This is a genomic window from Bacillus sp. DU-106 (assembly GCF_004799705.1).
GTDB classification, from domain to species: Bacteria; Bacillota; Bacilli; order Bacillales; family Bacillaceae_G; genus Bacillus_A; species Bacillus_A cereus.
The window spans coordinates 2,764,174-2,778,728 of record NZ_CP026607.1 but is presented as its reverse complement, the minus strand read 5'-3'; the positions used below and the strand labels follow the sequence as shown (position 1 = coordinate 2,778,728).

Sequence of the window (14,555 nt, the reverse complement as noted above, 5' to 3'; positions counted from 1 at the left end):
TTACATACGATTATCATGCCAGAAGTTTAATGGGAAGTGTTCGTTCTCATTATATGCTTCTAATTCATATCCTTTTTCTTTCAGTCCTTTAATAATTCCAGGAACTGCTTTTACTGATTGTGGATGAATATCATGCATAAGGATAACTTCTGTTGGATTTGTAGCACCATGTAACACGTTTTCTACAATTTTAGCAGATGCAGCATCAACTTGCATTTTGTTATATTTCCAGTCTAAAGAATCAATTGTCCAATCCCAAACTTTTAAGCCATTTTCTACAACTTTGTTGCGAAGAGCTTCGTTTAATCCTGGCATAGAGCCGTAAGATGGACGAGTTAATACTGGTGATTTACCTAAAACACCAGCGATTAAGCCTTGGTCTTCCTTCATTTCATCTACGTAATGACCTTCAGTGTAGAGTTTCTTGTAGTTATGAGTCATACTGTGCATCCCAACGTAGTGACCTTCAGCATCTTCGCGTTTTACAAGATCAGGGAAAGCTTTTACGTTTGAACCAATTAGGAAGAATGTTGCTTTTGCATTTTCTTTCTTTAACATATCTAAAAGCTCAGCTGTGTATTTTCCAGGACCGTCATCAAATGTTAAATAAGCGACTTTTCTAACTTGCCCGTTATAATGTTTTGGAGCTTCTTTCGGAGCAAGAGATGTTTGAATCTCACTTACAAGTTGAACAGATTTTGCTTCATCCTCTGTACTAGCTAGAGCAGTATGTACTGATCCAAAAGCCACTTCGTATGTGAATAATACCCCCGCACAAACTAACATAGCCCTTTTTACTAAAGTTGTCATTCGAATTCCATTGTGCATAATTTTCCTTCTCTCTATAAAAGTTCTACTCTACTATATTAGCAATTATAGGTAGGGAAATGCAAAAAAACTTTTTTACAAGTGTAAAAAAGTTTACTCAAAAGTATGCAAGATTTTATATCAATTGCAGTTTTGAAAAATAGGATGAATTTAAACTTTATTATTTAAACTTTCAATCACCAAATCATACTTTCGTATCATTTCATTTTCGTTCCAATTATTGATTCGAATATTTTTGTTTTTTATTAAAATATTGGTAAAGAAACAATTACATGAAAAAAGGAGTGGGAATATGGATAATTATATTTGCACTACATGTGGAGTACAGTATCCCGAAAATGAAGAAGCACCTTCTCGCTGTAAAATTTGTAATGAGGAAAGACAATATGTTAATCCAATTGGGCAGTCATGGACAACATTAGAAACGATGCAAAATAGCAATTTATACAAAAACGAAATAATAAAAGAAGAAAGCGGTTTGTATAGCATTACTACTAAACCTAAATTTGCGATTGGACAAACAGCATTTTTAATACAAAGTAAAACTCTAAATGTTATGTGGGATTGCATTAGTTATTTAGATGATAAAACGATACAACGTATATATGATTTAGGTGGTATTCAAGCAATAGCACTTTCTCATCCACATTATTACTCTACACAAGTTAAATGGGCGGAAACATTCAATGTACCTATTTATATTCATGAAGATGATAAAGAGTGGGTGGTTCGTCCGAGTAAGCAAATTAAATTTTGGTCTGGGGAGCATCTGATATTATCGGAAGAACTTACATTGCATCGCTTAGGAGGCCATTTTAAGGGTGGAACTGTTATACATTGGAAAGACGGTAATGAAGGGAAAGGTATTTTGTTATCAGGTGATATTATACAAGTAGTTTCGGATCGGAAATGGGTAAGTTTTATGTATAGTTATCCCAATCTCATTCCATTACCAGCGAATAAAGTTAGAGATATGGCAGAGAAGGTAAAAGATATCCAATTTAGTCGACTATATAATGCATTTCATGGTGTGGTGGAAGATGCGAATAAAGCTGTACAAAGATCTGCTGATCGGTATATAAAGGCCCTGCAAGGAGAACTATTTCATACGTAATAGCTTGTAATTCATCTCTATATTTATATAACTAATTTTATATGAATTTTATACTAAAGTCCTATTGTTTATTAACTAATAGGTCTTTCAACTTAGGAAGTTCACACTAATGAGGGATGTTAAAGGGAATATATGTAACCTATACTAATTACTATAAAGCTTTGGAAAATGAAAAGGAGGAGATTTGCATGAAGAATTGGGTTCAATTTAGAATTGCAAGACCAACAGATAAATTTGAAGAAGTGATAAGTTTTTATGAAACAGGATTAGGTTTAAAACGTATAGGGGAATTTCACAATCATGAAGGATATGATGGGGTTATGTTTGGCTTACCAGATGAAGAGTATCATTTGGAGTTTACTACACATGTTAATGGAAGTCCATGTCCGGCACCGACAAAAGATAATTTACTAGTTTTTTATATGCCTATTAAAGATGAAATTGAAAAGATAGTGAATCGATTAAGTAATATGGGCTATCATGAGGTAGAACCTGAAAACCCGTATTGGATAGAGAAAGGAACCACAATAGAGGATCCAGACGGTTGGAGAATTGTGCTTATGAATGCATCTGAATAAGAAAACTATTTTCATATGAAATAGAGTGTAACAAAATGATTTAGACATAAATCCCTACAGTGTTTGTAGGGATTTTTATATAAGAAATTTTTATTGAGAGAGTTATTAAAATGTAGAAAGTATTTTGGCTAAGAACAAATGTAGTAAACATAATTTATGAAGGAGGTATAAAAGTATGATAGTAAACCATTTTGAAGCGTTTTCTAAACATGTTGGAAATACACCGCTCGTGAAATTAGAATGCAAAGAAACGAAGGATCTTTCTATCTATGCTAAATGTGAATGGCATAACCCTACAGGATCGATTAAGGATAGGGCAGCACTTGGAATGATTAATAAATATTTACAAGAAGCGGACAAAAAACAAAATATTTTAGAGTATAGTGGTGGAAGCTTAGCGAGGTCAATTGGGTGTATTTGTAATTATTTAGGGATTCAATGCACGTTAGTTTTAAGTTCTGGAACCGATAAATCTCTATTAAATGAACTTGATCGTTATGGTGCTAACGTAATCTTAGTTGATAAATGTAAAGGGTTCTACGCAGTAATTGAGAAAACAATAGAGATTAGCAAACAAAAGCCAGAATTATATTTTTTATTCCAACATTATAATAATGCAAATCTAGTAAGTCATATAGAAGGTACAGGGCGAGAAATTATTGCACAAATGATTGGAAAACCAATACATGCATGGGTAGCATCTGCTGGTACTGGTGGAACTCTAATGGGAGTCTATACAGCAATAAAGAATTATACAAAAAATGTTGAACTACATTTAGTAATGCCTGCTGAATTGCCTTATGGTTCGGAACAACCACCAAATGATTTAAAGAAATATGCTGGATCAGGTGGGTTCGGCTTAGGAAGGAAACAACATTTCATAGAACAGGAAGAAAATTTGATAGAAAAACAATGGACTTATTCATATGAAGATACCCTGTATGAAATGGCACGTTTTTACAAAGATACTGGTATAAAAATAGGAACTTCTGCGGCAGCGAATTTATTAGCAGCTAAACAAATTGGGAAAGAAAAAGGTGCGAATTTTAATGTAGTTACAGTTTTTCCGGACGCAGGGTCAATAGAAGAGTGGTCAGATGTAAAAAATTCAGTTGAAAAAAATAGGTGATTGAGAGGACCATTAAAAGTTCTTTCGTAGTTTATATTTTATTCTACGCAAAATTGATACCATCAAAAAACTGTATGTTTAACATGTACAGTTTTTTGATGGTATAGCTGTGCAATGTTTAGAAATTTCACATACCGTATTTTAAAAATGAATATAGGAAAAACAAAAAGTAATGTAGAATATATCGTACATACATATATACAGTCAACATAAAAGATAAAGAGGTGGGTATATGTTACTTGAGGAAGTAATGCAGCAACTAGAGGAATATGGAACAGAACAAAATCGAAAAACGTATAAAAACCACGGAGCGAAAGAGCCGTTATTTGGAGTTAGTTTTGCGAATTTAAAATTGTTAAAAAAGAAGATAAAAAAAGATCACGATTTAGCAGTTGAATTGTGGGAAACGAAAAATATGGACGCAATGACATTAGCAACTTATATTTTAGACCCGAAAAAAATAACGACAGAACAGCTTAATAGTTGGATTCAGGATGTTGATTATTACTGTTTAATGGATGTTCTGATGACATCTATATGTACTTCGCCAATTGCAATAGAAAGAATGGAAGAGTGGATAAAGTCTAATGATGAATGGATTGGAAGAGCTGGCTGGTCTTTATTAGCAAATATAGCGATTAAAAATAAAACGTTACATGATGATTTCTTCTCTCCGTACTTAGAAGAGATTAAAGAAAATATACATAATGAAAAAAATAGAAAAAAAGAAGCGATGAATAGTGCTTTAATCGCAATAGGAATTCGTAATGAAGACTTAGAGCGACAAGCGATTGAAATTGCAAGTGAAATTGGAAAAATAGAGGTTGATCATGGTGCAACATCATGTAAAACACCAGATGCAGAAAGCTATATAAAAAAAGCGAGAGAAAGAGCTGAAAAAAAGAAAGTGAAATAAGAAAAGAGGATCGGTTATGAAACCAATTGAAGCAGCACAAAACATAATTACATTACAATTTCCGAATTGTGATGTAGCTTTACTCGGCGGAAGCGTTGCACGAGGAGAAGCGACGAAAACATCTGACCTTGACATTGTAATAGTCGATCAAAGTTTAACTTCTTGCTATAGAGAATCTTTCTATAGTAATGGATGGCCTGTTGAGGTGTTTGTTCATAATTTCGAAACATATAAAACCTTTTTCAAAATGGATTGTGATCGAGGGAGGCCGTCGTTACCACAATTAGTTTCAGAAGGGATTGCCTTAAAAGGGGAACAGGAAATTGTTGGGAAATTAAAAAAAGAAGCGAATGATTTACTACATAAAGGACCAGCTAAATGGACCGAAGAAACGATTAAGCAGAAGCGATATTTTATTACGGATACTTTAGATGACTTTATTGGTGCAACAAAAAGAGAAGAAGAATTGTTTATCGCTAATTTATTAGCCGATTTAGTACATGAATATGTATTAAGAGTAAATGGTAAGTGGCTTGGGAGTTCAAAATGGTTTATTAGAGTGCTAAAAAGATATGATGAGCAATATGCAAACAAATTTGTAGCCGCTTTTGATCATTTTTATAAAACGGGAGAGAAAAATGAATTAATTCATTTTATAGAAAAGACGTTAGAACAGTATGGTGGAAGAGTGTTCGAAGGATTTTCTATTGGTAAATAAAGAGAGGAGAAAAAAATGAATGTACCATATGTTCAATTAAGAGAATTGACACTAGATGATGTAGAAGATCGCTATCAATGGTCATTAGATAGAGATGTAACAAAGCATTTAGTTTTACCAGATCAATATCCTCCGTTCACTCGTGGAGATACGAGAAACTGGATTGAAGCTTGTATAAGTCGAAAAAATGGTTATGAACAAAGGGCAATCGTTACTGAGACAGGTATACATATTGGATGGGTAGACCTTAAAAATTTTGATAAAACAAATAAAAATGCTGAACTAGGAATTGCGATTGGAAATAAAGACTATTGGGGTAAAGGATTTGGAATGGCAGCTCTAAACAGCATGTTACAAATAGGTTTTTCTCAGTTTGAATTGGAGAAAATTTGGTTACGTGTAGATGAAGATAATACAAAAGCTAAAAAGAGTTATGAAAGTGCCGGATTTGTATGCGAAGGGTTAATGAGAAATGATCGATTGAGACAGGGAAAGTTCATTCATCGCTATCGTTACAGTATATTAAAAGAAGAGTATGAATCAAAAAATAATAACCTATAAAAATATTATGTAAATTAAAAAGGGGAAAATAAAATGATTCGATTACTTACAAAAGCGGATGCAAAAAAATATTGGGAGTTGCGTTTACAAGCACTACAAGTAAATCCAGAAGCATTTATAACGACTTATGAAGAAGCAGTACGTCAAGAAAACCCTCTTGAACGAGTTGCTAGTAATCTTTCATCCAACAGTAGTTTTACATTTGGTGCTTTTAATAATGAAAATCGTTTAGTTGGGGTTGTTACTTTATTAACAGAAGAAAAAGACGCATATAAGCATAAAGGACATATCGTTGCAATGTATGTAGATACTGAAAATCGAAGAAGTGGTCTTGCACGTGATTTAATACGTAAAGCAATTGAAAGGGCAAAAGAGATGAAGCTAGAGCAATTGAATTTAGGGGTTGTGTCAACGAACGAACCAGCCAAACGATTATATGAATCAATGGGATTTAAAACATACGGAATTGAAAAAAGGGCTATAAAAATGAATGGTGTGTATAGTGATGATGAACATATGGTGTTGTTCTTTTAAGAGAGGAAGTTTTGTATGAAAGATCTCCATTTAGAAAGAAAAATGGACCCTCAAGTAGCGATTTTGTATGCGACGGTTGCTGATACGTTTAATAGATTGCAAAGGTTAGTCGAAGGTACTGAAGAGAACGAACTATCCTATAAAGGGTCTGAAAATAATGAAAATAGTATTGGGCAGTTACTTCAGCATTTAGCAGTTGTTGATTTACATTGGGTGTATCGTTTCAAGGGAGAAGATGTTCCGCCAGCATTTGAAAATAAATATGGTCCTATGTTAAATGAAGTAGGAGAATTACCAAGTTTAAGAAAAAACACATTGCAAGAGTTAATGCAAGATTATGAAGCAGTGCAAAAATTGTTTTATGAAGAATGTATGAAACTAACAGAAACTGATTTAACGCGGGAAGTTTTGTATGAAAAAGGCGAAACTGCGACAATAAGATGGGGAATATGGCATATAGCAGATCATAATCGGTATCATCAAGCTCATATAAGTCGATTGAGGAAATTATACAGAGAATATAAACTACATATTCTTTAATTTTTGAATGAACGAACGCCCCTAAATAATAATTAAAGGAGGCGTTTGTTTTTATTCGTTCGCTTTTCTTCCCAAGCTATCATTAAATTTTTATGATAATCTTTTGGTTTCTCAATAGAAAACCAGTAAATTGAATGTGCAATAGTTGGTAGCCATCTTTTATAGCGGATGCGTATATTTTCATGATGAGTATAGTGGGTCGAGATTAAAGTAGATTTTGACCCTTGAAAATTTTGACATGTAATGGCCTCGATTTCATACCAATGCACTTTATTCCCATGTAAATCTACTACAATTCCTTCATCATCCCAAAGTGAAATGTAAGTTTGAATGTAGATTTTTCATCGCGTATACTAAAATATAGGTCATAGAGATAAAAAATTAAATACAAGGGGTTTTACAATGAAAGCAATTGTTATAGGAATACTGGCATCATTTTTCTTTGCCTTTACTTTTGTTTTGAACAGGGCAATGGACTTAGAAGGTGGAAGCTGGATTTGGAGTGCATCATTACGGTATTATTTTATGGTTCCAATGCTATTACTTATTGTTATGTATAGAGGGAACTTAAAGCAACTCTTTCAATATATGAAAAACAATCCGAAAGAATGGTTAGTGTGGAGTATCGTTGGATTTGGTCTCTTTTATGCACCGCTTAGTTTTGCTGGAGCGTTCGGACCAGGTTGGCTCGTTGCATCAACATGGCAAATTACAATCGTTGCAGGGATTTTGTTAACACCATTTTTTGCGGTGGATCCACTACATAAAAAACTTCCGATGAAGGAATTAGTAATGTCGGGCATTATTTTATTCGGTGTCGTTCTCATGCAAGTAGAACATGCTTCTTCATTAGGTATTCGTGAAACCGTTTTATGTGTAGTTCCTGTACTTATTGCAGCATTTGCGTATCCTCTTGGAAATAGAAAAATGATGCAAGTTTGTAAAGGGGAATTAGATGTATTTCAGCGAGTACTCGGTATGACATTAGCAAGTTTACCATTTTGGTTTTTATTATCTGGTTACGAAGTATCAACAGGCGGATTACCGTCAAGTAGCCAAGTTTTTCAATGTTTTATTGTAGCAGTTAGCTCTGGGTTAATCGCGACAGTATTATTTTTCTTTGCAACAGATCTTGTGAAAGATGATCCGCAAAAATTAGCAACAGTGGAAGCGACGCAGTCTGGTGAAGTTTTATTTGCGCTAGTAGGAGAGTTGATCTGGTTATCTGCACCAATCCCATCATCATTATCTTGGATTGGTATGAGTCTCGTTATTATTGGAATGATACTTCATAGTTATGTGGCTGTCGTTGTAAAAAAAGAAGAAAAAATAACGGCGTAATGAGATTAGCTCTTTTTATTAAGAGCTAGTCTTTTTTCATAGAAAGGGATGAAAGTATGAATTTACAGTGTGTTAAACAAATTGAGAAAGATTCAATATTAAATGTGCTACAATATGCCGTCGGTCCAAATGAAATAAGCTTAAAGAAGGCAGTAATATTTTATCAAAGTAATAAAGGGACTTTGTACAAATATGAAGAAAAAGCTTGTCTAGGTATTGAAATAATCGGAGAAACTAAAGCACGCATATGTCATATAGCAGTGGCTCCAGATTATCGTCAAAAAGGAATTGCACTGCAAATGATTAAAGAAGTGGTAAGGATATATCAATTGACTTATATAGAAGCGGAGACAGACGATGGGGCGGTAGAATTTTATAAAAGAATTGGTTTTCAAGTTAAAAGTTTAGGAGAAAAATATCCAGGGATAGAAAGACTTCATTGTTACATGGAAAAATAGTATAAAATATGCATATGGAGTATAGTTTGAAAAAATAGGATTTACATTTTTCTTCATTTCAAAAAAACTCTCGCTCATCATTATCTACGATTTTAATAGAGTTTTGAGGCTTCAGTATAATAATATACATATTTTTGTAGTAATGAATATGATTAAGTTAAAAATTAAGAAAAATATGATAATATATTTATATAAAAGTTTAAATTTACGTGGCTAGTGGGGGAACCAATATGAAAATGAATGAAATAGTAGCAAGTACACAATTTCCAAATACAATCGAAACAATAACAAAAGATTTAAAAGCATTAGGAGTCGAAAAAGGAATGACAATTATCGTTCATTCATCACTAAGTTCTATCGGGTGGATATCTGGTGGTGCCGTTGCTGTAGTAGAAGCATTAATGAAAGTTGTTACGGAAGAAGGAACGATAATAATGCCAACGCAATCTTCGGATTTGTCCGATCCGAAACATTGGTCAAGACCACCTGTACCGGAAGACTGGTGGCAAATTATCCGAGATAACGTCCCAGCATTTGATTCACGTATAACCCCAACAAGGGGAATGGGTGAAATAGTTGAATGTTTTCGTACATATCCGAATGTAGTACGTAGTAATCATCCGTTAGGAAGTTTTGCTGCATGGGGAAAACATGCAGTAGAAATAACAATGAACCATTCGTTATCAATGAGCTTTGGAGAAGAATCTCCATTAAGAAAAATATATGATTTAGACGGGTACGTATTATTAATTGGTGTTGGATATGATTCCAATACGTCTGTTCATTTATCCGAGGTGCGTTCTGGTGCATGTGAGTTAATACAAGTAGGAGCACCGATTATAGAAAACGGTGAAAGAGTGTGGAAAGAGTTTGTTGAAATGGATTACGAATCTGAGAAGTTTGTAGAAATTGGTGTGGAGTTTGAGCGAAAAGGAACTGTAAAAAATGGGAAGATAGGGAATGCAACGTGTCGTCTAATGAAACAGCGTGATATAGTTGACTTTGGAACAGAATGGTTTCGTAAGAAAAATTAGTAAGGGATGGTTACAATGAAGGGGAAAAAGGTATTAATTACGAGCGGTGGTTGTCTAGAAAAATGGGATCAAGTACGCGGGCATACGAATATGGCCAAAGGTACAATCGGAAGGATAATCGCAGAAGAACTTCTAGCTAAAGGGGCACATGTTATATATTTACACGGTTATTTTGCGGAGAAACCGAGTGATGTACATAGAGGGTTAGAATTACATCCATTTGAAGGAATCGTTGATTTACAAGATAAAATGAAAAGTATCATATCACATGAAAAGGTTGATGCAGTCATTATGGCAGCGGCTGGATCAGATTGGATTGTAGAGAAAATTTGTGATCAAGATGGTAATGTTCTTAATATGAACGGAAAAATTTCAAGTGATATAGCACCGATTATTCACTTTCAAAAGGCTCCAAAGGTATTAAAACAAATAAAAGAATGGGACCCAGAAACAGTACTTGTTGGTTTTAAACTTGAAAGTGATTTAAATGAAGAAGAACTGTTTGAAAGAGCAAAAAATAGAATGAAAGAAGCAAGGGCGAATGTAATGATTGCGAATTCACCACATTCTTTATATTCGCGCGGGGCTGTGCATTATGTAATTGGACAGGATGGTAAAGGGAAGTTGTGTAATGGGAAAGATGAAACAGCGAAAGAAATTGTCAAAAGCTTAGAGGTATTATGTAATCGTGTCACTGCTTTTTAAAATTAAGTTTTTAGATGAGAATGAATCCGCATAGTAATAAGTAAGCGAAACTTTAATTGGTGGGAATTTTACTTTTACACGAATGTGAAGCGTATACCAATCAAGAGCTATACACAGAATAATTGGTGAGGAGTGGATTCTATGGAACATTTATTAAAGCAAGCTATTAAACTTAGAAATGAAAAGAAATATGCGCAGTCTAAAGAGATGCTTATAGGATTAACAAACTTTACAAAGGATGCAGAAGTACTGTATCAGTGTGCGTGGATACATGATGTAATGGGGCTAGAAACAGAAGCAGTTCCGTATTATGAGCAGGCAATCGCAAATGGACTTGATGGCGAATCGCTTTGCGGTGCTTATATTGGTTTAGGAAGTACATATCGTTGTATAGGGGAATATGAAAAGGCAATTACAGTATTAGAAGCTGGGGTGAAAAAATTTCCAGAGAACGCTCCGATGAAAGTATTTTTATCATTAGCAAAATATAACGTAAACGATCACGAATCAGCGATGAAATTATTACTTGAAACTGTCGTGAAAGTAGAGGAAGTAAAAGAATTTGAACGTGCCATTTCATTTTATAAAGACCATTTAAATGAGGTTTTTAAATAAAGGAGTGAACGTATGAAGGTTACACTATCACGAAGGCGAAAAGGTATTTGGATTGGACTCGTCTCTTTAATTATGCTATCAAACTATTTATTGTATGCCCTTCCAATTGTACCAGTTGCGCCGAAAGAAGTTGTGCTTGGATCATTATTAGATTGCATGTTTGTCATTCCAATCATCACGTATTTCTTCATTATTCGAAAAAGATACTCGTTAACATATATAGTTCCTGTTGTAATAGCTGGTTATATTTTTGCAAGATTTATTATTCCAAGTGATTATTTACAAGCTTTTTCATTCATCTCTTATATTATTGTTGCGGCTGAAATTGCATTTGTAGGTCTAGAATTATTCCTTCTCTATAAAATTGTTAGAGTGCTTCCTAAAATAATAAAAAAATATAAAGAATATAGAAGAGAAAATTATTCCTTTTCTTATGCAATTGATGCAGCGTTTGACGCTACTATGAAAAGAGGTAAGTTAATAGATGTCATTCTAACAGAGTGTAAGTTAATCTATTATGCGTTTTTATCGTGGCGTGAAAAAGTACCAACAGGTAAATCTGTATACTCATATCATAAAAAGACTGGTGCTATAGGTGTGTATATCATGATTATTCACGCAACAGCAATTGAAAGCATTGGTTTTCATTATTTACTACATCAGTGGAATCCAGTAATAGCATGGATTTTACTTATTTTAAATGTATACGCGATGATTTATTTTATAGCTGAAATACAAGCGATGCGCAAAAATCCACTTGTCGTAACAGAAGAACAAGTAATCATTCAAATCGGATTAGGAAAGAAAATTGTTATGCCATTTACACAAATTGATAATATTGCGTTCTACAAGGGTGAATTGCTAACGGAAAAAGAAGGGAAGCAGGTATTGGATGCAACTGTTATGGAGTTCATAAAAGAACCTGCTACTTTTGAAATAACATTAAAAGAGCCAGTGAAAGCGCAGTTGTTATACGGCTTTTCTAAAACAGTAAGTCGTGTTTACTTAAATGTTGATGAAGAACGAAAATTTTATGATGCGGTTAAGGAAAAGTTAAAACATGAGTAATAGTACTGTTAGTTGCATGAAAACAAATGAGTTTCCGTTAGAAGTGAAAAAATATGAAACATGGATAGTGAAAAACTCTTTCTAAATAAGAAGGAGTTTTTATTATGTACTTGTATAAATCATTATATAAAAAACTATACACTTCTTTATCACTACATAAATAGATATAATTGAGGATAGAACTAGCATAAGGGGAAACAAAATAATGAATAAGTTACTTACATCGAAAATTGAAATTATAGAAAGAAAAATCCGGTATAACTCAACAATAGTAGATCACAATTGCTTATTACTTGAAAAGCAATCACAAAGTATCGTTTTATTTCACGAGGTGCAGTATTCATTTACAATGACTGCAAATGATACTAAGTTAACAATCCCAAAAGGGAGTTATACAATCGCATATTACTGGAGAGATCGTCCGTACAATTTATACGTATGGAGAGATATAAAAGGAAAGTATTTAGGTTCCTATTTTAATATCGTAAAAAACACACAAATAAAAGATGAAGTGGTTTCCTTTGAAGATTTAATCATCGATATTATGGTACTTCCAAATGGAGAATACTTCATATTGGATGAGGATGAATTACCAGAACCATTAGGAAATTTCGAAGGTGGTTATGTGAAGAAAGCTCTTTATGGATTAAAAGAAATCATTCAAAAAGAGCTGCCACCAATAGTTTTGGAGACAGCCAGGGTGCAGAGGAAATAAAATTTAATTACATAAATATTTTGAATGGGAATGAGTAGTCTCAAGTTATATGATCTAACTTTTTTGATAAATCTAAGGTTAGTAGCATATCTCTTGAGATTACTCTTTTTTTGTAGAAATTTCGTCGCTTAGTTATTAAATCGATTTTAAATTTATGAAATAATATTGACTGAATCAAGTTCAGTCGTTTATGATTGAATCAGATTCAGTCGTGGTGAAAACATTGTAGGAGATGACGTATGAAAAGAATATCAAAAGAACCAGATGTAAGACGCCAAGAGTTAATGGATATTGGTTTTGAACTATATATGAAAAATGGTATGAAAGGATTTGGCATAAAAGATGTTGTGAATCATGCAGGTGTAGCAACGGGCTTATTTTATTATTACTTCAAGTCTAAAGAGAATTTTGTTGATGAAGTTTTAAATGACTGTATTGTGAAAAATATGGAGTTAATTGAAGAAATACTTGTTTCAAATGAACGGTCTGTCATGCAAAAGATGAAAGATTCACTAGATATATTTTGGACATTTATTGAAAAGTTAGCACCCTATAAAAATGTGAGTTCGTTTCAGACGGAACAACATTTTCAACTGGAACAGAAATTATTCGCACGTATGCAACCGTTAATTAGACAAGTAATTGAAGAGGGAGTGAAAACAGGGATTTTTTATACTGATAACTCATTATTAGCTTCTGGATTTATTTTATACGGTCTTAACAGTATTGCTCATTCAGAAGTAAAGTTGAATCTAGATACAAAACATGAAATGGTTAATTTAGTATTAACTACACTACGATACAATCAAAAGGAAGGAGAAAGTTTATGAAAATTATTATCGATGGAAATAATATCTCACAAGAGCAACTTATAAAATGGAAAAGAGAACGGATAAAAAAAGTATTATATACATTAGGACATAAAGAGCTTGAAATAAATGATACAGACGTCATGATAAAACAGCTAACGGAAATAAAGTTGCGATATACATACAATGAAATGTACGAAAAGTTGAAATCAAAACTTAGATTAAGTGCATTAGGTATGCGTATCTGTACTCTTTTATCTGGCGATAGACGAAAATTTTCAAAAACTAGTATTTATTTAGACGGGATTACAGCAGAAGTAGCTATACATGGAATTGATAGTTTGATGCTTGAACAATCACGTGAAAATAACAAAGTGAATTTATCTGCTTGTCCTGATCACTATGTACTAAGACCCTTTGGGGAAAATGAATTAGAGGTTATCGAAACTACTGGTAATTCTCCGTTTCCAGTTCAATTTTTCATTGTTTTTGGTGACGAAACCGGATTGAAAACACCGAGAGATAAATCTTATCAATACCAATCAACAGGTGTTGCACGTATGAAAGATGGTACTACTATTGGTGGAGTTCGACATCAATTTAAAGATACTGATACAGGGATAGAAGTAAGTCTAGTTGTTGAGTTCCCAGCCCTTTGTCCTAATAGTCTAATTAAATCCCATCAAATGCATTTAGCGTGTGAGTTTTCTTATTGGTTACAGTGGATTAAAGATCAGAAAAAATAGTAAGTAAACGATATCGTTTAAATAAACAAAAGTAAAATGTTCAAACAAATCATATGTATGTTTTAATAAAACCTAGTTGACTTATCGGAAATATTTGTATAATATGTACTTAATTCCATAACGTATTGCTGATTGGAGAAACCAAA

18 protein-coding genes are annotated in these 14,555 nt (G+C 33.3%); 17 read left to right on the top strand and 1 reads right to left on the bottom strand.

Annotation, left to right across the window (positions count from 1 at the left end):
- A complete protein-coding gene (locus C3Y97_RS14260; protein WP_000551452.1) occupies positions 1–828 on the bottom strand; it encodes a peptidoglycan-N-acetylglucosamine deacetylase in 828 nt (275 codons plus the stop codon).
- Positions 829–1,120: 292 nt separating this feature from the next.
- On the opposite strand from C3Y97_RS14260, the gene C3Y97_RS14255 reads away from it, so the two are divergent.
- From C3Y97_RS14255 to C3Y97_RS14170, 17 genes are all read left to right on the top strand, one after another.
- On the top strand, positions 1,121–1,942 hold the full coding sequence (locus C3Y97_RS14255) for an MBL fold metallo-hydrolase (protein WP_000371021.1): 822 nt from the start codon (positions 1,121–1,123) through the stop codon (positions 1,940–1,942).
- 188 nt (positions 1,943–2,130) lie between these two features.
- Positions 2,131–2,520, top strand: coding sequence for a VOC family protein (locus tag C3Y97_RS14250; protein WP_000800667.1), 390 nt, complete (start codon positions 2,131–2,133; stop codon positions 2,518–2,520).
- Positions 2,521–2,695: 175 nt separating this feature from the next.
- Positions 2,696–3,649, top strand: a complete 954-nt coding sequence (locus tag C3Y97_RS14245) for a PLP-dependent cysteine synthase family protein (protein ID WP_098212905.1) — start codon at positions 2,696–2,698, stop codon at positions 3,647–3,649.
- 232 nt (positions 3,650–3,881) lie between these two features.
- The gene (locus C3Y97_RS14240; protein WP_000923448.1) at positions 3,882–4,565 is read left to right on the top strand and encodes a DNA alkylation repair protein; all 684 of its coding nucleotides are present in this window, start codon (positions 3,882–3,884) and stop codon (positions 4,563–4,565) included.
- A gap of 16 nt (positions 4,566–4,581) precedes the next feature.
- Complete coding sequence (locus tag C3Y97_RS14235) at positions 4,582–5,283, top strand: nucleotidyltransferase domain-containing protein (protein WP_071740746.1); 702 nt, start codon at positions 4,582–4,584, stop codon at positions 5,281–5,283.
- Between the two features lie 15 nt (positions 5,284–5,298).
- A complete protein-coding gene (locus C3Y97_RS14230) occupies positions 5,299–5,844 on the top strand; it encodes a GNAT family N-acetyltransferase (RefSeq protein WP_001102492.1) in 546 nt (181 codons plus the stop codon).
- Positions 5,845–5,877: 33 nt separating this feature from the next.
- The gene (locus tag C3Y97_RS14225; RefSeq protein ID WP_000620314.1) at positions 5,878–6,378 is read left to right on the top strand and encodes a GNAT family N-acetyltransferase; all 501 of its coding nucleotides are present in this window, start codon (positions 5,878–5,880) and stop codon (positions 6,376–6,378) included.
- A gap of 15 nt (positions 6,379–6,393) precedes the next feature.
- A complete protein-coding gene (locus C3Y97_RS14220) occupies positions 6,394–6,918 on the top strand; it encodes a DinB family protein (protein WP_000653845.1) in 525 nt (174 codons plus the stop codon).
- Between the two features lie 402 nt (positions 6,919–7,320).
- Positions 7,321–8,259 carry a DMT family transporter gene (locus tag C3Y97_RS14210; RefSeq protein ID WP_000644594.1) on the top strand — a complete coding sequence of 313 codons (939 nt, stop codon included), beginning with the start codon at positions 7,321–7,323 and terminating at the stop codon, positions 8,257–8,259.
- Positions 8,260–8,315: 56 nt separating this feature from the next.
- Positions 8,316–8,717 carry a GNAT family N-acetyltransferase gene (locus C3Y97_RS14205; protein ID WP_001053116.1) on the top strand — a complete coding sequence of 134 codons (402 nt, stop codon included), beginning with the start codon at positions 8,316–8,318 and terminating at the stop codon, positions 8,715–8,717.
- A gap of 230 nt (positions 8,718–8,947) precedes the next feature.
- Positions 8,948–9,751, top strand: coding sequence for an AAC(3) family N-acetyltransferase (locus C3Y97_RS14200; protein ID WP_000783346.1), 804 nt, complete (start codon positions 8,948–8,950; stop codon positions 9,749–9,751).
- A gap of 15 nt (positions 9,752–9,766) precedes the next feature.
- The gene (locus C3Y97_RS14195; protein ID WP_000676726.1) at positions 9,767–10,456 is read left to right on the top strand and encodes a phosphopantothenoylcysteine decarboxylase domain-containing protein; all 690 of its coding nucleotides are present in this window, start codon (positions 9,767–9,769) and stop codon (positions 10,454–10,456) included.
- Between the two features lie 141 nt (positions 10,457–10,597).
- Positions 10,598–11,071 carry a tetratricopeptide repeat protein gene (locus C3Y97_RS14190; protein WP_000400636.1) on the top strand — a complete coding sequence of 158 codons (474 nt, stop codon included), beginning with the start codon at positions 10,598–10,600 and terminating at the stop codon, positions 11,069–11,071.
- A gap of 12 nt (positions 11,072–11,083) precedes the next feature.
- Positions 11,084–12,139 carry a hypothetical protein gene (locus C3Y97_RS14185; protein ID WP_000869232.1) on the top strand — a complete coding sequence of 352 codons (1,056 nt, stop codon included), beginning with the start codon at positions 11,084–11,086 and terminating at the stop codon, positions 12,137–12,139.
- A 205-nt stretch (positions 12,140–12,344) separates the two neighbouring features.
- A complete protein-coding gene (locus tag C3Y97_RS14180) occupies positions 12,345–12,854 on the top strand; it encodes a ribonuclease FAU-1 family protein (RefSeq protein ID WP_001037884.1) in 510 nt (169 codons plus the stop codon).
- Positions 12,855–13,093: 239 nt separating this feature from the next.
- Entirely contained in the window at positions 13,094–13,684 is a 591-nt protein-coding gene (locus C3Y97_RS14175) for a TetR/AcrR family transcriptional regulator (protein WP_000822620.1), read from the top strand.
- Positions 13,681–14,409 (top strand): hypothetical protein, encoded by a 729-nt coding sequence (locus C3Y97_RS14170; RefSeq protein WP_000691336.1) that lies wholly within the window; start codon positions 13,681–13,683, stop codon positions 14,407–14,409. The genes C3Y97_RS14175 and C3Y97_RS14170 overlap by 4 nt, the downstream gene beginning before the upstream one ends.
- Positions 14,410–14,555 lie beyond the last annotated feature (146 nt).